Consider the following 24,403-nt stretch of genomic DNA (forward strand, 5'->3'; position numbering starts at 1 on the left):
CCATCGGACTCAAACGCCCCTACGCCGGAGCCTGGAACAAAGACCTCCCCCACGCCCTGCTCTCCTTCACCGTCATCCCCTTCGCGGCCTACATGGCCACCTGGACCGGCTGGTTCGCCTCCGCGAACGGCTACGGCCGCAACTGGGACCAGGCCACCTCCTCCGGCCCCTTCTTCTTCCTGTTCGACTCCATGCGCTCATGGGTCCAGTACCAGTGGCAGGTCTTCTCCTTCCACAACGGGCTGGAGACGTCCCATCCGTACATGTCGGAGCCGTGGCAGTGGCCGCTGCTGCTGCGTCCGGTGGCCTTCTTCTACGAGGGCAAGCAGAACGTGTGCGGGGCCAAGGACTGCTCGGAGGCGGTGCTCGGCGTGGGCACGCCGGTGATCTGGTTCGGCGCGCTGGCCGCGCTGGTGGCCCTGATCGCCTGGTACGTCTCCTCGCGCGACTGGCGGGCGGGGGCCGTGCTGCTGGCGTACGCGATGGGCTGGCTGCCCTGGTTCTACTTCGCCATCTCCGAGAACCGCACGATGTTCCTGTTCTACGCGATCCCCATGGTGCCGTTCATGATCCTGGCGCTGACGTTGTGCGCCGGGTTGCTCATCGGGCCCGCCACGCCGACGGAGAGCGGGGCCATGCCGATGCGCCGCACGCTGGGGGCCGCGGTGGTCGGCGCGTACGCGCTGCTGGCACTGATCAACTTCTGGTGGTTGCACCCGATCCTGTCCGCCGAAGTGATCCCGTACACCGAGTGGAAGGCCCGGATGCTGTTCGACAAACGATGGATCTGACCCGCTCACTGTAGGTAAACATCGGTTTCGTAGGGTAGTCGCTGTGCAAGACCCAATACGCACCGCATTCGGTCATCGTCATAGCTGGGTTCGATACGGCAAACTTCGAGGCATGAGTGCACCGGATGTCACCGCCCTTCTCGCCGAGTTGGAGCGATCTCAGCCGGACCTGGCCGAGGAGGCCAGGACCGCCGTCGAATGGTTGACGGGTGGGGAACCGCTGGAGACGGTGACCCAGCTCGACGTCTGCGAGTTCCTCTGGTACACGCTTCCGATCAAGGTGGGCCCGCTCCGGCCCGGAGGCGACCACGAACGCCTGTCCCGCTCACTGGCACGGCTGCTGCAACTCGGCGGCATGGAACGTTACGCCGCCCTGTGCGTGTCCCCCACCACCGCGCAGATCCTGCGCACCTACGCCCAGGAGGGCGAGGACGCCGGCACCAGCGCCTACCAGAAGGCCCTGGAGGCCACGGGCGTGCTCCCGCCCGACGTGCCCGAGCTGCAGTGGAGCATGATCATGGGCCCGGAGGAGCTGGGCGCGCACGTGGCCTGCTCCGCGGCGCTCGAACTGGCGATCGTCGCCGGCGACGACGTCGACCGCGGCGCGCTCACCCGCCGCTGGCTCACCGAGCCCCGCGCCGAGCTGGGCGGCGACAGCTGGCTCAACCGCGTGCACGGCGAACGGCTCAACCGCTGGGTGCTCGGCCGCGGCCCGGCCAGGCGGGAGCTGGCGCAGCCGTTCGAGGTGCGCCTGCACGCGCCGGTGACGCCGCAACCCCTGCCCGCCCTGCGCAAGCTGCTGTCCCTGGCCGCCTCCGAGGGCAGCCTGCCGCTCCGGCTGGCCCCCTCGCCCGCGGCGCTGCGGCTGCGTGAGCTGGCCGAGCGCGAGCTCGGCGCGATCAGCCGCGACGGCGCCCGGCTGGCCATCACCGACTACGGCCGGCACCTGCTGGGCTCGCCGGAGGCCATGTGGGAGGCGGTCACCCGGCTGCTGCTGGCCAGGGGCGAGCACGAGTTCGAGGTCTCGGCCCGCGAGGCCACGCTCATGCTGCTGGCCGACGGCGTCCTGATGTCCCCCGCCCAGCTGCGCGAACGGGTGGCCGAGGTGGTGGGCGGCGAGGGCTGGCACCCGGCCACGAGCCTCGACGACGTCACCGCGCCGGTCGCCGACCTGGTCTCCCAGCTCACCGCGCTGGGCCTGGCCTACAGCGACGACCTGGTCGTCCGGATGGACCGGCCCGGCCAGTACGCGGCCCTGGCCGCGCTGCGCGCCCACGCCCTGCGCCCGCGCAAGTACGTCAGCTCTGGCTGACCGCCTTCACGGCCTGCTTGAACTCGGGGCACTCGACCAGCGGGTCGTGCTCGCACACGGCCGCGTGGCGCAGGCTGTCACGCAGCCGGGTGAGCTGCCGCACCCGCTGGTCGACCTCGCGTTCCTTGGCGGCCATGCGCTCGCGCAGCCGCGTGTCCGCCGGCCGGGCGCGCAGGAACTCGGCGATCTCCGACAGCGTGAACCCGGCGTCGCGGGCGCAGGTGATCAGCGCCAGCCGGTCGAGCGTCTCGGGCAGGTAGACGCGGCGCAGGCCGTTGCGGCCCTCGGCCTCGATGAGCCCCTTGCGCTCGTAGAAGCGCAGCGCGGACGCGGCCAGCCCGGTACGCCTGGCCACCTCGCCAATGTCGATCAACGTGTCCCGCATGCCCCGGCTCCTCGACTTGAACCACCCTTCAAGCCGGATATTAGCGGAGACCCCCCGAAGAATGGTTACGCAGCGTAGTTACGATGGACACATGGAGCTCTTTCCGGCCATGCCACTCGAAGAGTGGGCCGACACCAAGGAGACCTTCCACCGCTTCGCGCAGATCGTCGGGAAAATCCGGCTGACGGTGAGTAACCGGCGTAACCATTGGTGGCAGGTGCCGTTCCATCTGACCGGGCGCGGCCTGACGACGCGTCCCATGGGCGGGCTCGGCGAGCAGCCGCTGTTCTGCGTGGACTTCGACCTCGTCCGCCACCGCCTGGTGATCGACGTGCTGGACGGCCGCAGCGCGGAGTTCAGCATGATCGGGCTGTCGGTGGCCGCGTTCCAGTCCCGGCTCTTCCAGACGCTGGCCGACCTGGGGATCCGGCCGGAGATCTGGGCGGTGCCGTACGACCTGGACGACGAGACGCCGTTCGCCGAGGACACCCGCCACGCGCACTACGACCCGGTCCTGATCAACCGCTACTGGCGGATCCTGTCGCAGGTGGCGCAGCTGCTCGACCGGTTCGCCGCGGACTTCGGCGGCAAGGTCAGCCCGGTGCACCACTTCTGGCACACGTTCGACATCGCGGTCACCCTCTTCACCGGACGCCCGGCCGAGGTGCCGGAGGAGGCCGACCCGGTCACCCGCGAGGCGTACAGCCGGGAGGTGATCAGCGCGGGGTTCTGGTTCGGCGACAAGGAACGGCCCTGGCCGGCGTTCTACTCCTACACCGCGCCGGAGCCGAAGGGGCTGGAGCGGGAGCCGCTGCTGCCCGAGCAGGCCGAGTGGCTGCCCGCGCGCGGCAGCCATCTGGCCGTGCTGCGCTACGACGACGTGCGCGCCATGGGCGATCCGGTGGCGAGCGTGCTGGAGTTCCTGCAGAGCGCCTACCAGGCCGGGGCCAAGCTGACCCACCTGGACGTCGAGGAGGTGGCCTGCCCCGGCGGCATCACCGACCCGTACTACGTGAAGAACCGCCCGGTGTGAACGACGCGAAAGCCCGCCCTCCGGAGAGGGCGGGCTTCCACGTGTGCGTGTACCGGTGTGCAGGTCGCCTCTCGGCGAAAGGCACAACGCGGCTCCAGCCGAACGGTAGTCCGCGAAGGCAATAGGTGAGGCCCGGGGACACTGGACACACCGGCCACGGTCTATGTAACGGGGGTTCCTCCAGGAACATTCCCCGCGTTCCCCCCGATTCCGCTCAGGTCCGGACGGCGGCCGGTTGCCGGGCCGGCAGCCCGCTCTCGCGGACCAGCAGCAGGACGGCGAAGGCCAGCAGGCCCGCGACACCGCCGGTCCAGGCGACGGTGGAGCCCACGGCCGCCGCACTGACCTGCGCGCCGATGAGCGATTGGGCGCAGGCCAGGCCGAAGGAGCCGCCGAGCTGCTTCGACAACGCCGAACCCGCGGTGGCCGCGCCCATGTCGGCGTGCGGGACGCTGCCCTGCGTGGCGATGGTGAGCCCGCCCATGGCCGGGCCCGTGCCGAGCCCCACGAGCAGCAGCCAGACCCCGACCAGGTAGGGCGAGGTGCCCGGCCCGAGCGCGGCGAAGGCGAGCGTGCCGGCGGTGACCAGCGCGGCCCCGGTCAGCAGCACCGGCCTGGTACGGCCGGACCGCAGCACGAGGACGGCCGTCAGCCGGTTCCCGGCGATCATGCCCACCAGCATCGGGAGCAGCAGCAGGCCGGACACCGTGGCCGAGTAGGCGCGCACATGCTGGAGGTACAGCGGCAGCAGCACGCCCGCGGGCAGCCCCGCCACCTGGAAGAAGAACCCGCCCGCGAGCAGCGCCGCGTACGTGCGGCGGCGCATCAGCCGCGGCGGCAGCACCGGCGTGTCCGCCCGCCGCTCGACGGGGACGAGCGCGACCAGCAGCGCCACCCCGCCGAGCAGCGAGCCGAGCACGGCCGGGTCGCTCCAGCCGCGGCCGGTGTTGCCCTTGAGGCTCAGGCCGATCAGCACCAGCGACAGGCCCGCGGTGAGCAGCGCGATCCCGGCCGCGTCGAGCCTGCCCGAGGTGCGCGGCGGACGCCGGTCGGGCAGCAGCAGCGCGATCAGCGCGGCCGCGAGCGCCCCGGCGGGCAGGTTGACCAGGAACGCCCAGCGCCAGCCCGCGTGGTCGGCCAGCAGGCCCCCGACCAGCGGCCCGCCGACCATGCCGACGATCATCATGGCGGCCAGCAGGGTCTGCATGCGGATCAGGCCCTCGCTCCGGTGCGGCGGATGGAGGTCGCGGATCAGGGCCATGCCCAGGGTGAGCAGCGCGCCCGCGCCGACCCCCTGGACGGCCCTGCTGACGATCAGGACCTCCATCGAGCCGGCGAGCCCGCAGGCCAGGGAGCCGGCCAGGAAGATCGCGAGGCCGGAGAGGAGAAGGCGGCGGCGGCCGTACAGGTCGGAGAAGCGGCCGTAGATGGGGACGCTCACCGACGAGGTGAGCAGGTAGGCGGTGATCAGCCAGACGTACCAGGAGGTGGTGCCGCCGACCTGCGCGACGATGCGCGGGAGCGCGGTGCCGACGACGGTGCCGTCGAGCATGCCCAGGAAGGCGCAGCCGAGTAAGGCGAAGGTGACCGCCGTGCGGCGGCGGGGCGCGAGGTCCTCGTAGAGGTCGGTCAAGGGCGTTCGCCCGCCCCGAGCGCGCCGTTCAGGAACAGGTCCACCAGCTCTTCCGAGCCCAGCGGGGACGGGCCGCGGCCGGCCGCCATCACCAGGAACTGGAACGCCTCGGCCAGGCGCTCGGGGGCCAGCCTGAGCCGGTCGCGTTCGGGCTCGAACAGCCCGGCCAGGGCCTCGCGGGAGGCCGCCATCGACTCCTCCCGCCCGGACCCGGGCCGCCCGGACCCCTCGGCGGCGCGGGGCTCGCCTCCGGGTGCCGGGCGGGGCTCGCCTCCGGGGGCGGGGCGGCGCAGGCCGCCCGTGGTGGCGAGGGCGCCGGCGACCGCGCCCATCCTGGCCAGGTAGCCGCGCAGTGCCTCGGCGGCCTCCACCAGCCGGTCGGCCAGCGGCAGGTCGAGGGAGATCGCGGACACGTGGGCGAGGGTGTCGTCGGGGCGCAGCGCCTCGGCCATGCAGGCGGCGAGCAGCGCCTCCTTGTCGCCGAAGGCGCGGAAGATCGTGCCCTCGCCGATGCCGGCCGCGCGGGCGACCTGGGCGGTGGTCACGGAGGTGCCGTACTCCACCACCAGGGGGAGGGCGGCCTTCACGATCATCTCGCGGCGTCGTTCTGGGCTCATCGCCGGCGCTCTCCGCCGGCTCGTCTCGTTCGTCATACCGCCAACGGTACGGAGTGAGTACTCACTCCGTCAAGGGCATATGCGTCGCCGTGGCACCATCGAAGGCGTGCCTTTCGCCATGACGACGGGCGGCGTCAAGCTGTCCTACCAGGTCCGCGGCAGCGGTCCCGCGCTCGTGCTGCTCCAGGGCCAGGCCAACGACCACCGCTGGTGGGACCCGGTCCGCGACGACTTCGACCGCGCCCGCCGCACGATCACCTTCGACTACCGCGGCACCGGCGACAGCGACAAGCCCGACGAGCCCTACACCACCCGCGGGTTCGCCGAAGACGTGCTGGCCGTGCTCGACGAGCTGGGCGTCACCCGCGCCGACGTCTACGGCACGTCGATGGGCGGCCGGGTGGCCCAGTGGCTGGCCGCCGACCATCCCGGCCGGGTCAGGGCGCTGGTGCTCGGCTGCACCTCCCCCGGCGGCGTCCACGGCCTGGAACGCGGCGCCGACGTGCGCAGGGCGCTCGCGCAACCCGACCGGGCCGCCGCCGGGCGGGCGCTGCTGGAGCTGATGTACACGCCGGGCTGGCTGGCCACGCATCCGGGGCCGTACCGGACGGTGGGCGATCCGGGCATGCCCGCCCACGCGCGCCGCCGCCACCTGGCCGCCAGCGCCGGGCACGACGCCTGGGCCGTGCTGCCCGCCATTACCGCGCCGACGCTGGTCGTGCACGGCGCCGACGACGTGTTCAACCCGGCCGCCAACGCCCCGCTGCTGGCCGGGCGCATCCCGGGGGCGGAGCTGCGGCTCATCGAGGGGGCGCGGCACGCCTACTTCGAGGAGTTCCGCGAGGTGGCGAGCCCGCTGGTGCTGGAGTTCCTGGCGCGCTCGCGCGGGTGAGCCGGGCGGCCAGCCCCTGAAGGTGGGCGACGAGCTCGGGCGGCTCGTGCGCCTCGAACTCGCAGCCGAGCGTGATCAGCCGGAAGGCCAGCCAGTCCAGGGTGTCGGCGGAGGCGCGCAGGAGGCAGGTGTGCGCGTCCAGCGGGGTGAGCTCGCCGGGGATCGCGCGGGCCACGACCTCGGCGGGCGCGTGCAGGGTCACCACCGCCTCGTACGTGGGCGCGCCCGAGTAGAGCTTGGCGGCGACGTACGCGGCGGGGTCCGCCGGCTCGGTCGTGGTGATCCGGGCGCCCGTGGCCCGTACGTCGTCCATGCGGTCGACGCGGAACAGCCGCCGGTCGTCCCGGTCGTGGTCGTGGGCCAGCAGGTACCAGCGCCGCCCGGCGGCCACCAGCCGGTACGGGTCCACCAGCCGGGCACTGCGCGCGCCGTCGCCCGCCAGGTACCGGAAGCGCACCCGTTCGCGGTTGGCGACGGCCATGGCCAGCGTCGTGAGCCGGCCCGGATCGACGTCGAACCCCTCGGCGCCGGGCAGCGGGACGGTCGCGGCGCCGAGCGAGGCCACCCGGTGGCGCAGCCGGGACGGCAGCACCTGCTCCAGCTTGGCCAGCGCGCGCACCGACGCCTCCTCGATGCCCTGCACGGGATGCCGGGCAGCGGTCACCAGGCCCACGGCGATGGCGACGGCCTCCTCGTCGTCCAGCAGCAGCGGCGGCATGGCCGCGCCCGCGACCAGCCGGTAGCCGCCGTCCGCGCCCATGGTGGCGACCACCGGGTAGCCGAGGTCGCGCAGCCGCTCGACGTCGCGCCGGACCGTGCGGCGACTGACCCCGAGCCGCTCGGCCAGCTCGCCGCCCGGCCATTCGCGCGGGGTCTGGAGCAGCGACAGCAGGCTCAGCAACCGCAAGGACGTCATGGTCCAAGAATGCCGCCGATGTAGGACGAGAATTGACCTACTGGCCTTCTAACGTCGTCTCGACGCACCGATCGAGGAGGCACATCATGACCGTCAACCCTGTCCCCGAGGGCTACACCACCGTGACGCCGTGGATCATCTCGCGCGACACGGCCGGGCTGATCGACTGGCTCAAGGCCGCTTTCGACGCCGTCGAGCTGGGCCGGATGACCGGCCCGGACGGCGACGTCCAGCACGCCGAGGTGCGGATCGGGGACGCCGTGGTGATGATGTTCGACGCCCGGCCCGAATGGCCCGCGACGCCCGGTTTCCTCCGCCTGTACGTGCCCGACGCGGAAGCCGTCCACCGCCGCGCGGTCGAGGCGGGCGGCACGTCCGTCACCGACGTCACGCACCTGTTCTTCGGCGACCTCGTCGGCCGGGTGCGCGACCCCTGGGGCAACCTGTGGTGGATCCAGACCCACGTCGAGGACGTCTCCGCCGAGGAGGCGGAGCGCCGCCTGGCCGACCCCGGGTTCGTCAGGGCGATGGAATACGTCCAGAGCGCGGAATTCTTCCCCGGGCGGTGAGCGCGGCGATCGCCGGCAGCGGGAAGAGCAGCAGGTAGAGGTTGGGGATCCACCAGGCGGGCGAGAAGTCGCCGCGCAGCGTCCAGAACGCGATCGCCATCAGCCCCGAGGCCGCCGTCAGCACCAGCGAGACCAGCATCAGCGGCTCGCCCGCGGGCGAGCGCCGGCGCAGCAGCCACAGGCTGGTCAGGCCGGTGGCGCTGGCCAGGAGGTCGATCCAGAGGAACGACCAGTTCCAGTCGGCCATCAGCGGATCGGCATAGTCGGCGAAGGCCCACTCGGGCGGGATCAGGCCGAGGCCGGTGATCGTGAAGTAGGCCACGAAGCCGACATCCGTCAGCAGCATCAACGCCTTAGTCGCGCGCAGCACGATCGATGGCCTCCATCAGGTAGCGGCGGGTGGGTTCGTGCAGGCCGGGGCCGGGTTCGCCGAGGCCGAGCAGGCGGGCGGCCCACCAGCCGTCCACCGCCAGCCGGACGGCGGTCGCGGCGGCCGGGTCGATGCCGTCGTCGGCCAGCCGGGCCTGCCAGGCGGCGAACCGCTCGCGCAGCGGCTCCAGCCCGGCCGGGTCGACCAGCACGCCCGCCAGCAGCGCGACGGTGACCCGGTCGGCCGGGACGGAGGCGGTATGCCGTTCGGGGATCGTGGCCCGCACGTACGCCCGCAGGAAGTCGCCCGGCCGGCCGCCCGCCGCCGCCAGCGCCTGGTCGAAGGCGTCGGTCAGCCGCGCGACCATGGCGGCGACCAGGGCCTGCTTGGTCGGGAAATGGTAGAACAGGCCGCCCTTGGAGACGCCCGCCCGCCGGGCGACCGCCTCCAGCGTCAGCGACTCCGCGCCCTCCGTCAGCAGCACGTCGGCGGCGGCGTCGAGCAGCCGGTCCTTGGAACTGGGTCGTGGCATGGCCATTACTGTACCGGCTGACCGGTACAGTTTCGAGCGGTTCCGTCCCGCGCATAAACGTCATCCGACCTCCGCACCCAGCCGATCGGAGCGAGCCCATGGATCATGTCGCACACTTCCACCGCGAGGCACGTGCGTTCGAGGCGGCCGCGCGGCGGGCGACCGCGTCGGGTGGCGCGCCCCTCGTGCCGTCCTGTCCCGGGTGGTCGGTCGCCGACCTGGTCATCCACCTGGGCGCGGTGCACCGGCACGTGCACGCCGTCATCGACGAGCGCCTTCCCGGGCTGCCCGACCCCGCCGACGTCGCCGTCCTCGGCCTGCCGGCGGACTTCGGCGACTGGCCCCATCCCGACCGCGCGCCCAACACCGGGCCGGTGCCCCCGGCCGTGCTCGACTGGTTCGCCGAGGGCGCCGCGCGGCTCGGAGCGCGCTTCTCCGCCGCCTCCCCCGACGACCCCGCCTGGACGTGGTCCGCCGCGCAGACCGTCGGGTTCTGGCAGCGCATGCAGGCCATCGAGGCGGCCGTCCACCGCTGGGACGCCGAGAACGCGCTCGGCACGGCCGCCCCTATCGACGCCGCGTTCGCCGCCGACGCCGTCACCCAGGTCTTCGAGGTGATGGCCCCGGCCCGCAGGTCCTGGACGCAGGCCCCGCCCGGCGCGGGCGAGCGCTACCTGTTCCGCCAGAGCGACGGGCCGGAGGTGTGGGCGGTGTGCTTCGACGGCGACGACGTCCGGCTCACCGGCGACTCGACGGGCGCGGTAGAGCTCGTCGGAACGGCCTCCGACCTGCTGCTGCACCTGTGGCGCCGGCTGCCCGCCGACCGGCTCGACGTCCGCGGCGACCGGGCCCTGCTCGACCGCTACTTCACGCTCGTCCCGCCGGTGTGAGCCTGCCGCGGCCTCACGCCTCCCCGCCGAGGCGCTCGACCACCACCCCGCCCGGATGCAGCGGCAGGCGACGCCCGGACACGCGGTGCAACGGCAGCCGGACGAGCACCGGATCGGCCAGCTCCGGCCAGGGCGCGCCGGTCAGCCGCTCCAGCCGCCCGGCCTCCTCCCGATCCCGGACGACCTCCGCGACGCCGGTCACCAGCACGCTCCACCCGGTGCGCATGGCCGGCTCCATGTCGTCGACCTCGAACGCCATCGGCACACGGTGCTCGATCGCCTCCAGGATGCGGCCGGGCGGGATCCGGAACACGACGGTGTCGGCGTCGAGCGTGAAGTTCACCGGCAGCACGATGATCGTGCCGCCCGGCCGCGCCCACGCCACCCGGCCCACGGGAACCGTGGACAGCAGCGTCAGGCACTCCTCGCGACTCATCGTCCGGATGGCCCCCAGATCCATGCCGTCCATCCTCTCACCTGGGCGGATGCTTCCTCTCGGCAGGCTCGCGGGCGGTGGCGAGCATGGAGTCGAGCGCTTTCCGCGAAGCCGCCAGGCGGCTGATCTCGCCGCTGATGCGGGCGCGCTCGCGGTTGAGGTTGTCCATCATCTCGGGGCAGGAGGAGGGCACCATGTCGGCGCCGTCGTCGTGGACGCAGTGCAGCACCCTGGTGATGACCGACGTGGGCAGGCCGGCTGCGAGCAGCGCGCGGATGTGGCGCACCTCCGCGACGTCGGTCTCGGCGTACTCGCGGTAGCCGTTCGGCCGGCGCAGCGGTGTGAGCAGGCCCTGGTCCTCGTAGTAGCGCAGCAGCCTGCGGCTCACTCCGGTCTGCCGGGCGAGATCGCCGATTCGCATGGAGCCTCCGGGTTGACCTTCACATGGATGTGACCCTTTATCGTCCCCATTGTCGCCACTACAGATGGGAGATGAAGGTGTCCGGAGCAGTGATCATCGCGGCGGGGCCGGGGATCGGGCAGGCGGTGGCGCGCCGGTTCGCCGCCGAGGGGCTGCCGGTCGGCCTGATCGCGCGCAGCGCGCGGACGGTGGAGTCGGCGGCGGCGTCCCTGTCCTCCTACGGGGTGCCGGTCGCCACGGCGGTCGCCGACAGCACCGACGAGGACGCGTTGCGCGCCGCGCTCGACAAGACGGCCGCCGAGCTGGGCCCGCCCGACGTCGTGGTGTACAACGCCGCGATCGTCCAGGCCGACCGGCCCGGGGAGCTGCCGGCGCGCGCCCAGCTCGACGCGTACGCGGTCAACGTCGTCGGGGCGCTCACCGCCGCCGCCCACGTGGCGCCGGGGATGGCCGGGCGCGGCGGCGGCACGTTCATCGTCACCGGCGGCATGCCGCATCCCAAGCCGGACTACGTGAGCCTGTCACTGGGCAAGGCCGGCGTACGAACCCTGGTGACCCTGCTCGACCAGGAGTACGGCGCGGACGGCGTGCACGTGGCCAGCGTCACGGTGGCCGGCGTGGTCGCCCCGGGCACCGCCTTCGACCCCGACGACATCGCCGAGCACTACTGGCGCCTGCACACCCAGCCCCGCGACCAGTGGGAACACGAGGCCCAGCACCTCGGCGCCTGACCCCTCACCAGGCGGCGACCGGCGACTCGCCCTCGCCCGAGCGCTCGCCCGCGTCGATCGGGACCGACGTGGCGGACCCGTCGGCGAGGTCGACCCGGTGCGCCCGCCACCCGTCCGTGTACAGCAGTTGCCTGCCGGTCCCGTCGATGCTGAAGCGAAGGCCCAGCGAGGCTCCCCGCGGCAGGGTCAGCCGGGCCACCACCTGGGGCCGGCCGCCCGCGATCGGCACCCGCTCGACGTCGTGACCGGCGGAGTAGAGCAGGGCGCCCCCGTCGGGGGTGAAGGCCACCGACTGGGGGCTCCACACCGCCCTGTCCGGCCTTACCGGCCGCGACGCGGCGATCAGATCGGTGCCCGCGTTCCCCAGGTCGAGCACGCTGAGGCCCCCTCGGCCCAGCACCGTGGCCACCCGCCGTCCGTCGGGGGCCCAGGCCAGGCCCATGACGGCGGTGCTCTCCCGGGTGACCCAGTCCCGCCGCCGCCCGGTGGCCAGATCGAGGACAGCCACCTTCGTCCCGCCGCCGATGAGCGTGACGGTGTAGGCGAGCCTGGTGCCGTCCTGGCTGAGCGCCATCGCGGTCACCTGGTCTGGCTCGGGTTCCAGGTCGGGCACGAGCTCCGGCTCGCCGGGCCGTCCCTTCTCGTCGAGACGGATGCGGAAGAGCCGGAGTGGCGTGTCCAGCCCCGTCCATCCGGCCAGCACGAACGTGCGGTTGTCGGGGGCGGCGGCGACGAGGTGCCAGGACGAGCGCACCCCGGGCGGCAGCGGCACGGCCGCCACGAAGGCGCCCGTCACGGCGTCGTTCACGGCGGGCGGCACCGGCGTGGCGGTTGCCGTCTTGGAGTGGTCCGCGAAGGAGAAGATCGGCGTCCGGGCGGCGACGAAGAAGCGCGGCGGCCCGGTCGCCGTCAGGGGCTTGCCCGTCGCCATGGGCTCGGCCAGGGAGGTCGCCGGAACCAACGGCGGCGGCCGGAAGTACGACGGCGACGGAGTCCCGCCCGGCATCGCCGGGGCGTCCGTGGCGACGCGCGGCATGGCCGGCGCCAGGCTGGACGACGGCGGCGCGGACGGGTCGTTCATCAGGGACACCCGCTGGGTCGCCGGGTCGGCGCAACCGCCGGTCAGCGTGAGCACGATCAGGCCCGCTAAGGCCACCTCCGTACGGGATCGCATGCCTCGATCGTGCCACAGCCGCCGCCTATCCGGCGGGTGGACCGGCGGCGATCGCCACCCGGTTCCAGACGTTGATGGCGGCGATCGTCCACAGCAGGTGGGCCAGCGCGGTCTCGTCGAAGTGCTCGCGGGCCGCGTCGAACACCTCCTCCGGCACCCCGGCCTCGGCGATCCTGGTCATCGACTCGGTGAGCGCCAGCGCCGCGCGTTCGGGCCCGGTGAACAGGGTGCTGTCGCGCCAGAGGGCGAGGGTGTGCAGGCGTTCGGCGTCCTCGCCCGCCTCCAGGGCGGCGCGGGTGTGCAGGCCCAGGCAGACCGCGCAGCCGTTGAGCTGCGAGGCCCGCACCCGGACCAGCTCGGCGAGCGCGGGATCGAGCTCCCGGCTCGCGGCGGCGTCGAAGCGGGCCATCGCGGCGTGCACGCCGGGCGCGGCGCCGTGCAGGTCGATGCGCATCACGCCACCTCCAGGGGACGGCGGCCCTGCACGGAGTAGGTCACGCACGAGGTGGCGCGGAAGTCCGGATGGGCCAGCAGCGCGCGCACGTCGGCGAGCTGCCGGTCGGTCAGGCCCTCCTCGGCGAACCGGTCGCGCAGGTGCCTGGTGTGGTGGGCGACCAGCCGCGCCCCGGGCGAGCGCGCGTCCCACAGCTCCACCCGGGGCCTGGGGTCGACGCCGGTCAGCCCGGCCCGCCGCATCGCCGCCGCCGCGTGACGTCCCCAGGCCACGTCCACCCCGGCGCGCGTCATCACGCGGATCTTGGCCTGCATGAACGTCTCGTAGAGCTCGGCCGAGGCCGGGTCGGGCATCAGCAGCCCGGGGCCGTAGGTGATGTCGAACTCGTCCAGCTGCAGCACGCCGCCCGGCTTGAGCGCCCGGACGAGCCGGTCCAGCACGGCCAGCCGCTCCGGCAGGAGCAGCAGCACCAGCCGCGCGTGCACCACGTCGAACGCGGCCTCCGGCAGCGGGTCGCGGACGATGTCGTGCCTGACCACCTCCAGCCGTGGGGCCACGGGCTCGAAGGCGGGCTCGACGTCGGTGGCCAGCACGCTCCCGGCCGATCCGACGCGGCGGGCCAGCCACTCCGCCACGCTGCCGCCGCCCGCGCCCACCTCAAGGCACCGCATGCCGGGCCCGACGCCCGCCTCGGCCAGGCGTTCGATGGTCATCGGGTCGTAGGCCAGCTCCAGGCAGCGGTGCTGCTCGGCGACGTGGTCGCGGCGCTCGCCGAACACGTAGGCGGTCCGGCTCATCGGCCGCTCCTCATCGGGCTGCGCGGGACGGGCACCGCCGACTGCGCGGCCAGGCGGGTGAGGGTGGCGGCGCAGACCTTGCCGGTCGGGCCGAGCGGCAGTTCGGGCAGCCAGAGGAACCGTTCGGGGAGTTTGCGCCGGTCCAGGCCGCGTTCCTCGCGCAGGTAGACGATCAGCTCGGCCGGGGACGGCGGTCTCGCGCCGGGCCGCGGCGACACGCAGGCGCACATGCGCTCCCCCAGGTCGTCGTCCGGCACCGGGACGCAGAAGGCGTCGGCGACGTCGGGATGGGCGCTGAGCTCGCGTTCGACCTCGGCCGGGGAGATGCTGAGGCCGCCGCGCATCACGACGCGCTTGATCCGGTCGAGGACCCACAGCGTGCCGTCGGGGTCGAGGCGGCCCAGGTCGCCGGTGCGGACCCAGCCGCCGGGGGCGCGGTAGCGGTCGTCCAGGTCGGGGGCGGCGACGTAGCACAGGGGGGTCATCGGGCCGAGGGCCCAGATCTCGCCCGGCTCGCCCGGCGGCACCGGCTCGCCCTCGGCGTCCCGGATCGTGATCTCGGCGACGGCGGGGTCCGGGGTTCCGGCCAGGCCGGGGGCCCACCGGTCCGGGGCGCGGCCGGTGTGGCAGTTGACGCCGTCGGTGGAGCCGTACACGTTGACGAGCGGCACGCCGAACCGGCGGGCGCACGCCTGCCTGGCCTCGCCGTGCAGGGGCTGGGCGCTGGTGACGACGCGGCGCAGCGACGACAGGTCGGCCTCGGCCGCCGAGTCGGCCATGCGGCGCAACATCGTCGGGACGCCGTACAGGTGGGTGGGGCGGTGCCGCTCGACGGCGCGCAACGCGTCGGCGGCGTCGAAGCGGGCGCGCAGGATCAGCGTGCCGCCGTGCCGGGCCAGCAGGACGGAGGTGCCGCAGGAGCCGTACGAGGAGGCCAGCGAGACCAGCAGCAGGTTGCGCGTGGGCCCGTCCTCGCCCAGCACGGCCCGCAGGTAGGCGCCCCGGCCGCCGGCCATGGCGTTGTGGGAGTAGGCGACCATCTTCGGCTCGGACTCGGTGCCGGAGGAGAGCAGGATCCGGGCGGGCCGCTCGGCGTCCGGGCACGCGGGCCGCCACGCGCGGACGTCCTGCTCGGCCACCTCGTCGAGCGATCGGGCGCCGGGCGTGGGCGGGCCGAACGTCCACGTCTGCTCCAGGTACGGCAGCCCGGCCCGCAGCCCCAGGGCCAGCTCGGGCACGGTGATCAGCGCGGCCGCCCGGGACCGGTTCAGCAGGCCCGCGATGTCGCGCCGTCCCCGCGTGTGCGGGATGGGCAGGGCCACCGCGCCGACGGCGGCCACCGCCAGCTCGGCCACCACCGCGTCGCGCCCGTTGGGCAGCAGGACGGCGATGATGTCGGCCGTTCCCCGCCCGGCGGCGGCCAGTGCGGCGGCGGCCCGGCGCACGCGGGCGTCCAAGCCGGCGAAGTCGAGCGAGCCGGTCTCGTCGGCGACCGCCTCGCGCTCCGGCGTGCGCCGCACGTGCCGGCTGAACAGGCTGTACAGGTCCAGGCCGGGGCACAGGCCGCGGGCGGTCCACGCCGCGCGCACGTCCGCGGGGACGCGGTCGGCCAGGACGATCCCGTTGGCCGACGTCCAGGGCAGGGGGTCGGTACGCATTCAGAGGGCCTCCTCGTGGTGGGGGGCTGGCACGAACGTCCAGGGGGCACGGCTGTAGGCGGCTTGCGGGGTACGGTCGAGCACCCGGTGGAACGCCGGGTCGTCGGCCATGGCGGCCAGATCCGTCACGGGCGCGGCCTCCCGGCTCCCCGGCGGCGTCCCGGGCGGGGTGGCGCGCAGCAGGCGGGCCGCGTCGATGAGCGCCGTCCCGGCGCGGACGCCGGCGCCGGTGCGGGCGCGCGCCACCAGCGCCGCGACGACGGCTTCCGCGCTGATCAGCGCGCCCAGCACGTCGGTCAGCGTCATCAGGGACGGCGCGGGCTGCTCGCCGGGTCCGGCCAGCCGCGCCGCCACCCCGCTGTAGGCCTGCACCAGGTAGTCGGTGCCCATGGGCTGCGGCGCGGGCAGCGCTTCGGCCCACCCCCCGGCCTGCGCGTACACCAGGGACGGCCGGACGGGCGCGAGGTCGTCGTGGTCGAGCCCGTACGAGCAGGCCCGTCCGGGCGGCCAGTTGTGCAGGAACACGTGGGCGCAGGCGATCAGGCGCAGGGCGGCCCGGCGTCCGGCGGCGGACTTGAGGTCGGCTTCGAGGGCGCGTTTGCCGCGGTTGAGCGCGAGGAACCGGGCCGAGGTCGGCCCCGCCATGGGCGGCACGCCGCGCAGCGGGTCCCCGCCGGGCGGCTCAAGGCGCACGACGTCCGCGCCGAGCAGGCCGAGCACGTGTCCGGCCAGCGGTCCCTGCACCCGGTTGGTGGACTCCACGACGAGCAGCCCGGCCAGCGGGCCCCGGGCGTCCCGGGCGAGCGGCGGCAGGCCGGCCGGCTCCCCGGCGGCGTCCTCGGTGGCGGCCTCGGTGGCGGCCTCGGTGGCGGCCTCGGTCAGCGCGCGCAGCCGCCACGGCGAGGCGGGCGGGGGCGGCAGCGGCGCGTCCGCGTCCCGTACCGGGAGCACGCTGACGCCGGCGTCCGCGGCGGCCGCCACGACGTCCCGGTAACCGGCGGCGGCGGCCGTCCGGCCCAGCCCGGCCGGCAGCGTGCAGGTCGCCGTCGCGAACCGCTGCTGGAACGGCGGCCAGCCCGCCGCCGCGGCCCTCGGCTCGGCGCCGAGCAGGTCCCAGAACCGCCGCCAGCACTCCGCGTCGAACGTCTCGATCTCGAACCGCACCTCGTCCGCCGACCGGAACGGCGGCACCCGCCCCGCTCCCGGGGACGGCACGCGTCCGGCGGAGAGGGGCGGGTCGAAGCGTTCACAGGTGGCGACGGCGATGTACTGGGTGAGCGCGAGCAGCGCCGCCTGCGCCACGGACGTGCGCGCCGCCAGCGCGGGCCCGCCCCGCAGCAGGGCGAGCAGGACCGCCGTGAGCGCCTGGGCGGTGAGCACCCCCGCGCACACCGACGCGTAGTCCAGGCGCAGCGCCCTCGGCCCGCCGGCGGCCCGCCCGTGCACGTGGGCGATCCCGCAGGCCGCCTGCACGTCGCGCTCGCCCTCCATCGGCACCCCGACCGGCCCCGACCAGCCGATCCCGCACTCCGGCAGCGCCTCCCCCGGCCTGCCGAACGGCGCGGAGGCGACCCCCAGCCACCCGGCGGGCGACCCGTCCGGCGGCGGCGCGCCGTCGAACCGGACCTCGCAGCCCAGCGCGCACAACCGCTGGACGGCCACCCGCAACGCCACCGACTCGCCGCGCGCCCGCACGACCACGCCCGCCAGCGGCCAGGCGACCGCCTCCCGCTCGGCGACGGACCGGCCGGCGGCCCGCGTCCCCGGCGTCACGTCCACCGCCCGGTGCCGTACGTGTCGGGGGTCTCGCCCAGCAGCTCGCGCAGCGCCGTCCTGCGGACCTTGCCCGTGCCGGTGCGGGGGACCTGGTCCCAGGTGATCACCACGGGGTCTGCCAGCTCAGGCAGGTCGGCGACGGCCCGCCGCCACGCGTCGCGGTCGAGGCCGCCGTCCTCGGTGACCGCGACCGGCAGGGACGGCCGTCCGGGAACGCCCAGGATCACGCACTCCAGCACTTCGGGCAGCCGGTCGTCGATCACGTCCTCCAGCTCCACGCAGCTCGCGCCGGGGATCGTGTCGGTCTCCCGGTCCACGAACCGCACCCGGCCGGTACGGCTGAGCGTCCCGACGTCCCCGGTGTGCCACCACCCTCCGAGCCGTTTGCCCTGCCACCGTTCCTGCTCGCCGACGTACCCGAGGCACAGGGCCTTGGTGCGGCAGACCACGAGCCCGCTCGCGCCGCGCGGCAGCGGACGCAACGTCTCGCGGTCCACCACCCGCAGCCGGGTCCGCGTGGGCACCGGACGTCCGAGGTCGCGCGTGGTGGGGTGGCGGCCGTCGTCGTCCGCCATGGACCGGCGGGTGAGCAGGCGGAAGGTGAGCGGCCCGGTCTCGCTCTGCCCCCAGCCCTGCATCCACACCGGCCGCCGGCGCCGGGTGGCGTTCAGGAAGGCGCGCACGGTGGGCGGGTGCACGGCGTCGAACGTGCTGATGTACAGGCGCACCCGCGCGAACGGGCCGGCCTCGCCGAGCGCGCGCCGCTGCCACCGCACGTACGTGGCCGGCAGCGCCTCCAGCGTCGTGGGCCGGTGCCGGGCCAGGAACGGGCCGGCCTCCTCCCAGCCGGGCGCGGAGACGGCCAGCACCTTGGCGGGGCCGAGCCACAACACGCTCGCGGTCCAGGCCAGGGCCCGCCCGTGGGCGAAGGAGATGGCGCTCGCCACGACGTCGTCGGGACGGCTGCCCAGCACCGGCCACCGGTGGGCCTCGAACCCGGCCAGGCGGCGCAGCAGCGTACGGGTGGAGTGCACGACGAGTTTGGGCACCCCGGTCGTCCCGGAGGTGTGCATGACGGCCAGCGGGTCGTCCAGCGCGGGCCGGTGCACCGGCGGCACGGCCCAGCCGCGGACGTCGTCCAGCGACAGCAGCCCCTTCGCCGTGCCGTCGAGGACCAGGGTGCGCGGCGCCTGGACGGCCACGCCGGGCCGGGCGGCGAGGGCGGAGTCGGTGACGAGCAGCGCGGGCTCCAGCCGTTTGAGCAGGATCTCCAGCACGTCGGGCGGCAGGTCGGCGGACAGTGTGGCGGGCACCGCCCCGATGCGCGCGGCGGCGCAGGACAGCAGCACGTAGTCCCAGTGGTTGCGCTTGACGACGGCGACCCGGTCACCCCGGCGCGCGCCGGCGGCGGCCAGCCAGCCGGCCGCCTCCCTGACCAGCTCGGCCAGGTCCGGCAGGTCGAGGTCGGCGCCCAGGTGGGGGGCGATGTCCAGGGGACGGCTCACGTGCACGCCGGTCCCGCGTCCGCGATCGGCGAGGTCGTCGAAAAGGGTGCCCAACTCGATGGGCCGGGTGAAGAAGGCCATCTGCTTTCTCTCCATGCGCGTACGTCGTTGAAAAACGGGCGGACGGCGGGCGGGCGGCTACGACAGGCGGGCGAGCACCCGCGCGGCGGCCTGTTCCCCCGCCGCGACCGCGCCCTCGCTGCACGGCCGCAGGGCGACCCAGTCGCCGGCGTAGTCGACCGCCGCCCCGGGACGCCCCTCGAACGCCGCCCGCAGCGCCAGCGCCCGCGGCGTCGCCTCCGGCAGCCCGTGCGGGAAGCGGTGCACGTGGAAGCGGGCCACCCGGCCGGCCAGGCCGGGCACGAACCGCTCGGCGCGCCCGACGAGCTGGTCGGCGACCTTCTCGTCGCTCTCCCCCATGAGCGCGGCCGTGCCCTGCGGCGAGGTGATGAGCGAGATGAGCCCGGTGCCGGCGGGGGCCCGGCCCGGGTGCTTGTGGTGGTCGACGGTGATCACGTTGAGCACGGGGTCCTCGGCCGCGGGCACGAGCGTGGCGAACCCGCGCCGGCCGGGCGCCGCCGGCCGGGACAGGACGAGGCTGAGCCGCAGCATGGGCGCGTACGTGCACGCCTCCAGGTACGCCCGCTCCTCAGGCGGGGCGCCGGGGTGCAGCCGGGCCGCCACGGGCGCGGGAACGGCCAGGACCGCCGCCCGCGCGCTCACGCTCCCCCGCGGCGACTCCAGCCGCACCCCTCCCGGGCACGGGACCACCCCTGTCACTTCGTGCCCGGTGACCACGTCGAGCCCGGCGGCGAGCACCCTGGCCAGGGTGTCCATGCCGTCTCGGTAGGTGTGCCAGGTGTTCGTGCTCCCGGTGCTCGTCAGGTGCTCGGCGAACACCGCGGCGGACGAACGCCCGGCGTCCCAGCCGAAGAACCCCGCGACCAGCGGCTCGACGAGAAACGCGCGCAGGTCGGGATGGTACTTCCCGACCAGGTCGGCGACGGTGGCCTCCGGGCCCGGACGGCCGCGGGCCAGGCGGAGGCGCAGGCGTACCAGGTCGAGGCGGGCGCGCGGCGGCAGGCCGGCGCCCGTGAGCAGCCCGAGCGGGCGGCCGACGTGCGGGTGGACGCGCCCGTCGCGCCACACGCCGACGGCGTCGCGCACCCTCGGCACGGCCGCCGCGTCGAGGCCGACCGCCCTGATCAGCCGCCAGGTGGCCGGGTAGCCGTCCGCGGACGGCAACATCTCGGCGCCGGTGTCGATCAGGCAGCCCCGCGCCCGGAGCGTGCGCATCCGCCCGCCCACCGCCTCGGCCGCCTCCAGGACGCGGACCGCGAGCCCGGCCCGGTCCAGCGCGTACGCCGCCGCCAGGCCCGCCGGCCCGGCGCCCACCACCGCGACGTCCACGTTCATGCCAGGACCAGGTTGGCCAGGATGAGCACGCCGACGGTGACGCGGTGGGTGCGGATCGCCACCCGCCGGGCCCGCAGCACGTCTGCGCGGACGAACCCGATCACCAGCTGGGTGACGCGGAGGGAGACCAGCGGCACGAGCACGCCCAGGAACCACCAGGGCGCGACCCCGGCGGCCACGGCCCACCCGACGACCAAGCTCTCGGCCGCGCTCACCGCGGTGACGAAAGCGGCGTTGACCCGCGGGGACGTCCGCGCCGCGACGGTGAGCCGCCCGGCCTCCCGGTCACCGCGGGCGTCGTTGGTGTTGGAGTACAGGCCGAAGATCATCGGCCCGAACCCGAAGAGCACCGCCTGCACCGCCACGAACCCGCTCGCCTGCCCGGTCAGCAGCCCGTACGGCACCACCACCCACCCCACGCCGAGCCCGACGAGGAACAGCTCCTGGAACCCCCGGTAGCTGAGCTTGAGCCCCCACGAGTACTGCACGGCCGCGACCACGCACGCCGCCGCCGTCACGACCACCCACGCGGGCCGGTGGGGGGCGGCGGCCACGACCGCGGCCCACAGCACGGCGCTGATCGCGGTGGCCGTCCAGGCGAAGCGCAGCGCCTGCCGCTCGGTGAGCGTGCCGGCGACCAGCGGTTTGCGGGCCAGTCTGCGCCGGGCGGCGTCGGAGGAGTAGTTGGCCGCGTCGCTGCCGTCGCGGTGGCCGGTGATGTCGTCGAACCCGACCATCGCGGCCACCACGGCCGCCTCGGCGATCAGCACGGACAGCAGCAGGCCGACGGCGTACGGCTGCCATCGCCCGGCCGGCGGCAGCAGCGACCACACCAGCGGCAGGCCCAGGTAGTAGTCGTAGATGTCGAGCTTGGCCAGCCGCGCGTAGGGGCCGAGGCCGCGGGTGACCACCTGGTCGGTCATGGGTTCTCCTGCGGGGAGCCGTGGGCGAACGCGCAGACCGCGTCGGCGATCCGTTCGACCTCGGCGTCGGCGAGCCGCGGGTGCAGCGGCAGCGACAGGTTGCGCCGGGCGGCGGACTCGGCCACCGGCCAGGACGCGCCGGGCGGCGCGAAGCGGGCGAAGGCCGGCTGGGCGGGCAGCGTGCGCGGGTAGTAGACGTGGGTGGCGATGTCGTGGGCGGCCAGGTGGGCCGCCAGCGCGTCCCGGTGCTCGGTGAGCACGGTGTAGACGTAGTGGAACCGCCCGTCCCCTCCGACGGGCGGTGCCACGATCCCGCGTTCCGCCAGGGGCTCGAAACGCCGGGAGTAGTAGGAGGCGATCTCGGCCCGGCGCGACAGGCGGTCGTCCAGGCCGGCGAGCCGGTGGAGCTGGAAGGCCGCCATCACCTCGTCGAAGCGGCTGTTGTGGCCGACGCGGCGGTGGTGGAAGCGCCGGGCGCCGTCCTGGCCGTGGTTGCGCAGCATCCGTACGTGCGCCGCCAGGGCCGGGTCGTCGGTGATCACCACCCCGCCCTCCCCCGGCATGCCGAACGTCTTGACCTGCACGAACGAGTAGACGCCCGCGTCCCCCCACCGACCGGCGGGCCGCCCGCCCAGCGTGCCGCCCTGGGCCAGCGCGGAGTCCTCGACCAGCCGCAGGCCGTGCCGGTCGGCCAGCTCGCGGAAGCGCGGCATGTCGGCCATCACGGAGAACATGTGGGCCGGCATCACCGCCTTGGTCCGCCTGGTGACCAGCGACTCGGCGGCGGCGGGGTCGGCGGTGAGCGTCACGGGGTCGACGTCGGCGAACACCGGCCGCGCCCCTGCCCCGACGACGGTGGCGGCCAGCGGGGCGCAGCCGAAGGCGGGCACCACGACCTCGTCGCCGGGACCCACGTCCATGGCGGCCAGCACCAGCGTGAGCGCGGACGTGCCGCTGGAGCAGGCCACGACGTCGGCCGCGCCGAGCCGGTGGCGCAGCTCGCGTTCGAACCGGGCGGTGTGCTCGCCCAGGATGAACTTCTGGGCCTCGCCGGTGCCGACGGCGTAGACCGTGCGCAGCAGCGTCGCCCGGTCGGCCTCGAACAGGTCGGCGGCGAAGAACGGCACCCGGCTCATCCGCGCCGCCCTCGGTAGAAGCCCTCGATCTCGTCGCACACGCGGTCGGCCGCGGCGTCGGACAGGTCGGGGTAGAGCGGCAGGGCGAGGGCCCGAGCGCAGGCCGCCTCCGCCCTCGGGAAATCGCCCCGGACGTGGCCGAGGTGGGCGAAGCAGGGCTGGAGGTGCAGCGGGACCGGGTAGTAGACCTCGGTGCCGATGCCCGCCGCGGCCAGGTGCGCCGCCAGGGCGTCGCGGGACTCGACCTCGACGAGGTAGACGTAGCAGACGCGGTTGCCGCCCGGGTGCGGCGGGGCCGCGCCCGGCACGGCCAGCACGCCGGGCACGTCGCGCAGCCGCGCGTCGTAACGGGTGGCCAGCTCGGACCTGCGGGCGATGTCGGCGTCGAGCCTGGCGAGCTTGGCCAGCAGGACGGCGGCCTGGAGGTCGTCCATCTTGCTGTTGCAGCCGGGCAGGATCGTGGGGTTGGCGATGCCGGGGAAGTGGTCGAGGGTGCGGCCGCCGCGGCCGTGGTGGCGCAGCGCCCGCGCGGTCTCGGCGATGCCGTCGTCGTCGGTGAGCAGCGCTCCGGCGTCGCCGATGGCCCCGAGCGTCTTGGACGGGAAGAACGACAGCACGCCGCCCGCGCCGACGAGCCCGGCGTGCGTGCCGTCGAGGCGCATGCCGATGGCCTCGGCGCTGTCCTCCAGCACGGTCAGGTCGCGCCGCCGGGCGACCTCGCACACGCCCCGCAGGTCGGCCAGGCGGTCGAACAGGTGCGCCGGCATGACCATCGTGGTGCGCGGCCCGGCCACGGCGTCGACGGAGGCCGGGTCGATGCCGTGGCCGTGCTCCTCGATGTCGGCGAAGACCGGCACGCCGCCGGCCAGCACGACGGAGCTGGCCGTCGCGATGAAGCTGTAGGCGGGCACCACGACCTGGTCGCCGGGCCGCAGGCCGGCCGCGCGCAGCAGCAGCACCAGCGCGTCGGTGCCGGAGTTGACGCCGACGACGTGCGCCGCGCCGGTCCACAGGGCGAGCCGGCGTTCGAGCTCGGCGACCTTCGCGCCGTGGGAGAACTTGCCGCGGTCCAGCACGTCGACGCACCCGGCGCGGATCTCCTTCCACAGCCGGTCGAACGTCGCCGCCTGGGAGAAGAAGGGGATGGGAGCGGCGGCGGCGCGGGGCGGCGAGCCCCCGGGCGGAGAGAGCGTTTTCTCCAAGGTTCCCGTCCTGATGCGATGGTGGAGGCGGGGCCGCCCGGGGATGCGGCCCGGACGGCCCCTTCTTCGGGCGGAGCCGCCCGGGGACAAGGCCCCCGGACGGCTCCCTCGGCGGAGCCGCCCCGGAGACAGCGGCTCTGGGCGACCCTTCGGCCTGCTCGGGCCTAGGTCACCTGCCGAGCAGAGGGATGTCGTTCTTGCCGAGGTGGTAGTCGCGGACGGCGGCGACCAGCTCGGAGACGGAGAGTCTGCCGGTGCCGTCGGTGTCCATCTGCCGGAAGGCCTCGGCGGCGACCGAGCCGTCGAGCCCGATGGCCGCGAACCACTTGGCCATCTCGGAGGAGTCGACCTCGCCGTCGCCGTCACGGTCGAGGACGTTGACGATGGCCTGGATGGTCGGGCCCACGACCTGGGCGAACCCGTCGTCGCCCCGGCTGATGATCTCGCGCTCGGCGGCCTGGAGGAACTGCGCCTGGTCGAGGCGCGACGCGCCCACCGCCCCCGCGAGGTGGTCGAACATCGCCAGGTACGCCTGCTTCAGCTGATGTGCCTGCGGCGTCCCCTGCACTCCCAGGCCCTCGATGATGCCGTCGGCCTCGTTCTCGAAGTCGGAGCGCTCGATCGCGCCGGAGCCGTCGTTGTCCCAGAGGCGGAAGCGCTCTTCCAGCCGGCTGGTCGTCTTGGTGCCCGCAGCCATTGTCTGTCCTTTCGTGACACGCGCCCGCCCGCCGTGGTGGGGATCTTGGGGGGAAGGACGCGACCTCTAGTGGGCTCGAAAACGAGTGGTTCCCACTACTGTGCGCAATCAACAGATTACCCTGAGTGACTGAAGGT

The 24,403-nt window shown here is 74.5% G+C and carries 25 protein-coding genes and 1 pseudogene; 7 read left to right on the forward strand and 19 right to left on the reverse strand.

The window, feature by feature from the left end; all coding sequences use genetic code 11:
- Positions 1 to 791: pseudogene (locus ACIBQ6_RS33805) on the forward strand (phospholipid carrier-dependent glycosyltransferase); the annotation flags it as partial.
- A gap of 112 nt (positions 792 to 903) precedes the next feature.
- Entirely contained in the window at positions 904 to 2,103 is a 1,200-nt protein-coding gene (locus tag ACIBQ6_RS33810; protein ID WP_358300844.1) for a hypothetical protein, read from the forward strand.
- Here ACIBQ6_RS33810 and ACIBQ6_RS33815 read toward each other — a convergent pair.
- The gene (locus ACIBQ6_RS33815; RefSeq protein ID WP_352326258.1) at positions 2,090 to 2,488 is read right to left on the reverse strand and encodes a MerR family transcriptional regulator; all 399 of its coding nucleotides are present in this window, start codon (positions 2,486 to 2,488) and stop codon (positions 2,090 to 2,092) included. The two genes, ACIBQ6_RS33810 and ACIBQ6_RS33815, sit on opposite strands and share 14 nt — an antisense overlap.
- Positions 2,489 to 2,579: 91 nt before the next feature.
- On the opposite strand from ACIBQ6_RS33815, the gene ACIBQ6_RS33820 reads away from it, so the two are divergent.
- Positions 2,580 to 3,521 (forward strand): DUF5996 family protein, encoded by a 942-nt coding sequence (locus ACIBQ6_RS33820; RefSeq protein ID WP_397216822.1) that lies wholly within the window; start codon positions 2,580 to 2,582, stop codon positions 3,519 to 3,521.
- 214 nt (positions 3,522 to 3,735) lie between these two features.
- On the opposite strand, the gene ACIBQ6_RS33825 is transcribed toward ACIBQ6_RS33820, so the two are convergent.
- Both ACIBQ6_RS33825 and ACIBQ6_RS33830 read right to left on the reverse strand, forming a co-directional pair.
- On the reverse strand, positions 3,736 to 5,154 hold the full coding sequence (locus tag ACIBQ6_RS33825; RefSeq protein ID WP_397216824.1) for an MFS transporter: 1,419 nt from the start codon (positions 5,152 to 5,154) through the stop codon (positions 3,736 to 3,738).
- Positions 5,151 to 5,771 (reverse strand): TetR/AcrR family transcriptional regulator, encoded by a 621-nt coding sequence (locus tag ACIBQ6_RS33830; protein WP_397216826.1) that lies wholly within the window; start codon positions 5,769 to 5,771, stop codon positions 5,151 to 5,153. Before ACIBQ6_RS33830 ends, ACIBQ6_RS33825 begins: the two co-directional genes overlap by 4 nt.
- A 106-nt stretch (positions 5,772 to 5,877) precedes the next feature.
- Here ACIBQ6_RS33830 and ACIBQ6_RS33835 point away from each other — a divergent pair, with 106 nt between their 5' ends.
- Positions 5,878 to 6,663 carry an alpha/beta fold hydrolase gene (locus tag ACIBQ6_RS33835; RefSeq protein ID WP_397216828.1) on the forward strand — a complete coding sequence of 262 codons (786 nt, stop codon included), beginning with the start codon at positions 5,878 to 5,880 and terminating at the stop codon, positions 6,661 to 6,663.
- Here the strand turns inward: ACIBQ6_RS33835 and ACIBQ6_RS33840 are convergent.
- Positions 6,572 to 7,579 carry a helix-turn-helix transcriptional regulator gene (locus ACIBQ6_RS33840; protein ID WP_397216830.1) on the reverse strand — a complete coding sequence of 336 codons (1,008 nt, stop codon included), beginning with the start codon at positions 7,577 to 7,579 and terminating at the stop codon, positions 6,572 to 6,574. The two genes, ACIBQ6_RS33835 and ACIBQ6_RS33840, sit on opposite strands and share 92 nt — an antisense overlap.
- Positions 7,580 to 7,665: 86 nt before the next feature.
- On the opposite strand from ACIBQ6_RS33840, the gene ACIBQ6_RS33845 reads away from it, so the two are divergent.
- Positions 7,666 to 8,148 carry a VOC family protein gene (locus tag ACIBQ6_RS33845; RefSeq protein WP_397216832.1) on the forward strand — a complete coding sequence of 161 codons (483 nt, stop codon included), beginning with the start codon at positions 7,666 to 7,668 and terminating at the stop codon, positions 8,146 to 8,148.
- On the opposite strand, the gene ACIBQ6_RS33850 is transcribed toward ACIBQ6_RS33845, so the two are convergent.
- Positions 8,099 to 8,518, reverse strand: a complete 420-nt coding sequence (locus tag ACIBQ6_RS33850; protein WP_358300865.1) for a DUF5360 family protein — start codon at positions 8,516 to 8,518, stop codon at positions 8,099 to 8,101. The two genes, ACIBQ6_RS33845 and ACIBQ6_RS33850, sit on opposite strands and share 50 nt — an antisense overlap.
- A complete protein-coding gene (locus ACIBQ6_RS33855) occupies positions 8,502 to 9,050 on the reverse strand; it encodes a TetR/AcrR family transcriptional regulator (protein WP_352326247.1) in 549 nt (182 codons plus the stop codon). The genes ACIBQ6_RS33850 and ACIBQ6_RS33855 overlap by 17 nt, the downstream gene beginning before the upstream one ends.
- Positions 9,051 to 9,148: 98 nt before the next feature.
- On the opposite strand from ACIBQ6_RS33855, the gene ACIBQ6_RS33860 reads away from it, so the two are divergent.
- Complete coding sequence (locus tag ACIBQ6_RS33860; RefSeq protein WP_397216834.1) at positions 9,149 to 9,940, forward strand: maleylpyruvate isomerase N-terminal domain-containing protein; 792 nt, start codon at positions 9,149 to 9,151, stop codon at positions 9,938 to 9,940.
- A gap of 13 nt (positions 9,941 to 9,953) precedes the next feature.
- Here ACIBQ6_RS33860 and ACIBQ6_RS33865 read toward each other — a convergent pair whose 3' ends face one another.
- The gene (locus ACIBQ6_RS33865) at positions 9,954 to 10,400 is read right to left on the reverse strand and encodes a pyridoxamine 5'-phosphate oxidase family protein (RefSeq protein ID WP_397216836.1); all 447 of its coding nucleotides are present in this window, start codon (positions 10,398 to 10,400) and stop codon (positions 9,954 to 9,956) included.
- 13 nt (positions 10,401 to 10,413) lie between these two features.
- Positions 10,414 to 10,797: a MerR family transcriptional regulator gene (locus tag ACIBQ6_RS33870; RefSeq protein ID WP_397216838.1), complete on the reverse strand. Its 384-nt coding sequence runs from the start codon at positions 10,795 to 10,797 to the stop codon at positions 10,414 to 10,416.
- A gap of 77 nt (positions 10,798 to 10,874) precedes the next feature.
- On the opposite strand from ACIBQ6_RS33870, the gene ACIBQ6_RS33875 reads away from it, so the two are divergent.
- Positions 10,875 to 11,528, forward strand: coding sequence for an SDR family NAD(P)-dependent oxidoreductase (locus ACIBQ6_RS33875; RefSeq protein ID WP_397216840.1), 654 nt, complete (start codon positions 10,875 to 10,877; stop codon positions 11,526 to 11,528).
- 4 nt (positions 11,529 to 11,532) lie between these two features.
- Here ACIBQ6_RS33875 and ACIBQ6_RS33880 read toward each other — a convergent pair whose 3' ends face one another.
- The 11 genes from ACIBQ6_RS33880 to ACIBQ6_RS33930 form a co-directional block, all read right to left on the reverse strand.
- Entirely contained in the window at positions 11,533 to 12,702 is a 1,170-nt protein-coding gene (locus ACIBQ6_RS33880) for a hypothetical protein (protein ID WP_397216842.1), read from the reverse strand.
- A gap of 25 nt (positions 12,703 to 12,727) precedes the next feature.
- Entirely contained in the window at positions 12,728 to 13,156 is a 429-nt protein-coding gene (locus ACIBQ6_RS33885; RefSeq protein ID WP_397216844.1) for a carboxymuconolactone decarboxylase family protein, read from the reverse strand.
- A complete protein-coding gene (locus ACIBQ6_RS33890; protein ID WP_397216846.1) occupies positions 13,156 to 13,953 on the reverse strand; it encodes a class I SAM-dependent methyltransferase in 798 nt (265 codons plus the stop codon). The genes ACIBQ6_RS33885 and ACIBQ6_RS33890 overlap by 1 nt, the downstream gene beginning before the upstream one ends.
- Positions 13,950 to 15,611, reverse strand: coding sequence for a class I adenylate-forming enzyme family protein (locus ACIBQ6_RS33895; RefSeq protein ID WP_397216848.1), 1,662 nt, complete (start codon positions 15,609 to 15,611; stop codon positions 13,950 to 13,952). Before ACIBQ6_RS33895 ends, ACIBQ6_RS33890 begins: the two co-directional genes overlap by 4 nt.
- Positions 15,612 to 17,390 (reverse strand): CoA transferase, encoded by a 1,779-nt coding sequence (locus ACIBQ6_RS33900; RefSeq protein WP_397216850.1) that lies wholly within the window; start codon positions 17,388 to 17,390, stop codon positions 15,612 to 15,614.
- A complete protein-coding gene (locus ACIBQ6_RS33905; protein ID WP_397216852.1) occupies positions 17,381 to 18,988 on the reverse strand; it encodes a class I adenylate-forming enzyme family protein in 1,608 nt (535 codons plus the stop codon). The genes ACIBQ6_RS33900 and ACIBQ6_RS33905 overlap by 10 nt, the downstream gene beginning before the upstream one ends.
- 42 nt (positions 18,989 to 19,030) lie before the next feature.
- On the reverse strand, positions 19,031 to 20,308 hold the full coding sequence (locus tag ACIBQ6_RS33910) for a protoporphyrinogen/coproporphyrinogen oxidase (RefSeq protein WP_397216854.1): 1,278 nt from the start codon (positions 20,306 to 20,308) through the stop codon (positions 19,031 to 19,033).
- Entirely contained in the window at positions 20,305 to 21,231 is a 927-nt protein-coding gene (locus ACIBQ6_RS33915) for a UbiA family prenyltransferase (protein ID WP_397216856.1), read from the reverse strand. Before ACIBQ6_RS33915 ends, ACIBQ6_RS33910 begins: the two co-directional genes overlap by 4 nt.
- Positions 21,228 to 22,367, reverse strand: a complete 1,140-nt coding sequence (locus ACIBQ6_RS33920) for a DegT/DnrJ/EryC1/StrS family aminotransferase (protein WP_397216858.1) — start codon at positions 22,365 to 22,367, stop codon at positions 21,228 to 21,230. Before ACIBQ6_RS33920 ends, ACIBQ6_RS33915 begins: the two co-directional genes overlap by 4 nt.
- The gene (locus tag ACIBQ6_RS33925) at positions 22,364 to 23,569 is read right to left on the reverse strand and encodes a DegT/DnrJ/EryC1/StrS family aminotransferase (protein ID WP_397216860.1); all 1,206 of its coding nucleotides are present in this window, start codon (positions 23,567 to 23,569) and stop codon (positions 22,364 to 22,366) included. The genes ACIBQ6_RS33920 and ACIBQ6_RS33925 overlap by 4 nt, the downstream gene beginning before the upstream one ends.
- A 169-nt stretch (positions 23,570 to 23,738) precedes the next feature.
- Positions 23,739 to 24,266 carry an EF-hand domain-containing protein gene (locus ACIBQ6_RS33930; protein ID WP_358300927.1) on the reverse strand — a complete coding sequence of 176 codons (528 nt, stop codon included), beginning with the start codon at positions 24,264 to 24,266 and terminating at the stop codon, positions 23,739 to 23,741.
- Between the last annotated feature and the right edge of the window lie 137 nt (positions 24,267 to 24,403).

Source organism: Nonomuraea sp. NPDC049655, from assembly GCF_044465465.1.
In the GTDB taxonomy this organism is placed as follows: domain Bacteria; phylum Actinomycetota; class Actinomycetes; order Streptosporangiales; family Streptosporangiaceae; genus Nonomuraea.

Excerpts from the sequence above, each read along its gene's own strand:
- ACIBQ6_RS33810 (WP_358300844.1), top strand. The coding sequence starts at position 904 with ATGAGTGCACCGGATGTCACCGCCCTTCTCGCCGAGTTGGAGCGATCT.
- ACIBQ6_RS33815 (WP_352326258.1), bottom strand. The coding sequence starts at position 2,488 with ATGCGGGACACGTTGATCGACATTGGCGAGGTGGCCAGGCGTACCGGG.
- ACIBQ6_RS33820 (WP_397216822.1), top strand. The coding sequence starts at position 2,580 with ATGGAGCTCTTTCCGGCCATGCCACTCGAAGAGTGGGCCGACACCAAG.
- ACIBQ6_RS33830 (WP_397216826.1), bottom strand. The coding sequence starts at position 5,771 with ATGAGCCCAGAACGACGCCGCGAGATGATCGTGAAGGCCGCCCTCCCC.
- ACIBQ6_RS33840 (WP_397216830.1), bottom strand. The coding sequence starts at position 7,579 with ATGACGTCCTTGCGGTTGCTGAGCCTGCTGTCGCTGCTCCAGACCCCG.
- ACIBQ6_RS33845 (WP_397216832.1), top strand. The coding sequence starts at position 7,666 with ATGACCGTCAACCCTGTCCCCGAGGGCTACACCACCGTGACGCCGTGG.
- ACIBQ6_RS33855 (WP_352326247.1), bottom strand. The coding sequence starts at position 9,050 with ATGCCACGACCCAGTTCCAAGGACCGGCTGCTCGACGCCGCCGCCGAC.
- ACIBQ6_RS33860 (WP_397216834.1), top strand. The coding sequence starts at position 9,149 with ATGGATCATGTCGCACACTTCCACCGCGAGGCACGTGCGTTCGAGGCG.
- ACIBQ6_RS33865 (WP_397216836.1), bottom strand. The coding sequence starts at position 10,400 with ATGGATCTGGGGGCCATCCGGACGATGAGTCGCGAGGAGTGCCTGACG.
- ACIBQ6_RS33870 (WP_397216838.1), bottom strand. The coding sequence starts at position 10,797 with ATGCGAATCGGCGATCTCGCCCGGCAGACCGGAGTGAGCCGCAGGCTG.
- ACIBQ6_RS33880 (WP_397216842.1), bottom strand. The coding sequence starts at position 12,702 with ATGCGATCCCGTACGGAGGTGGCCTTAGCGGGCCTGATCGTGCTCACG.
- ACIBQ6_RS33885 (WP_397216844.1), bottom strand. The coding sequence starts at position 13,156 with ATGCGCATCGACCTGCACGGCGCCGCGCCCGGCGTGCACGCCGCGATG.
- ACIBQ6_RS33890 (WP_397216846.1), bottom strand. The coding sequence starts at position 13,953 with ATGAGCCGGACCGCCTACGTGTTCGGCGAGCGCCGCGACCACGTCGCC.
- ACIBQ6_RS33895 (WP_397216848.1), bottom strand. The coding sequence starts at position 15,611 with ATGCGTACCGACCCCCTGCCCTGGACGTCGGCCAACGGGATCGTCCTG.
- ACIBQ6_RS33905 (WP_397216852.1), bottom strand. The coding sequence starts at position 18,988 with ATGGAGAGAAAGCAGATGGCCTTCTTCACCCGGCCCATCGAGTTGGGC.
- ACIBQ6_RS33910 (WP_397216854.1), bottom strand. The coding sequence starts at position 20,308 with ATGAACGTGGACGTCGCGGTGGTGGGCGCCGGGCCGGCGGGCCTGGCG.
- ACIBQ6_RS33915 (WP_397216856.1), bottom strand. The coding sequence starts at position 21,231 with ATGACCGACCAGGTGGTCACCCGCGGCCTCGGCCCCTACGCGCGGCTG.
- ACIBQ6_RS33920 (WP_397216858.1), bottom strand. The coding sequence starts at position 22,367 with ATGAGCCGGGTGCCGTTCTTCGCCGCCGACCTGTTCGAGGCCGACCGG.
- ACIBQ6_RS33930 (WP_358300927.1), bottom strand. The coding sequence starts at position 24,266 with ATGGCTGCGGGCACCAAGACGACCAGCCGGCTGGAAGAGCGCTTCCGC.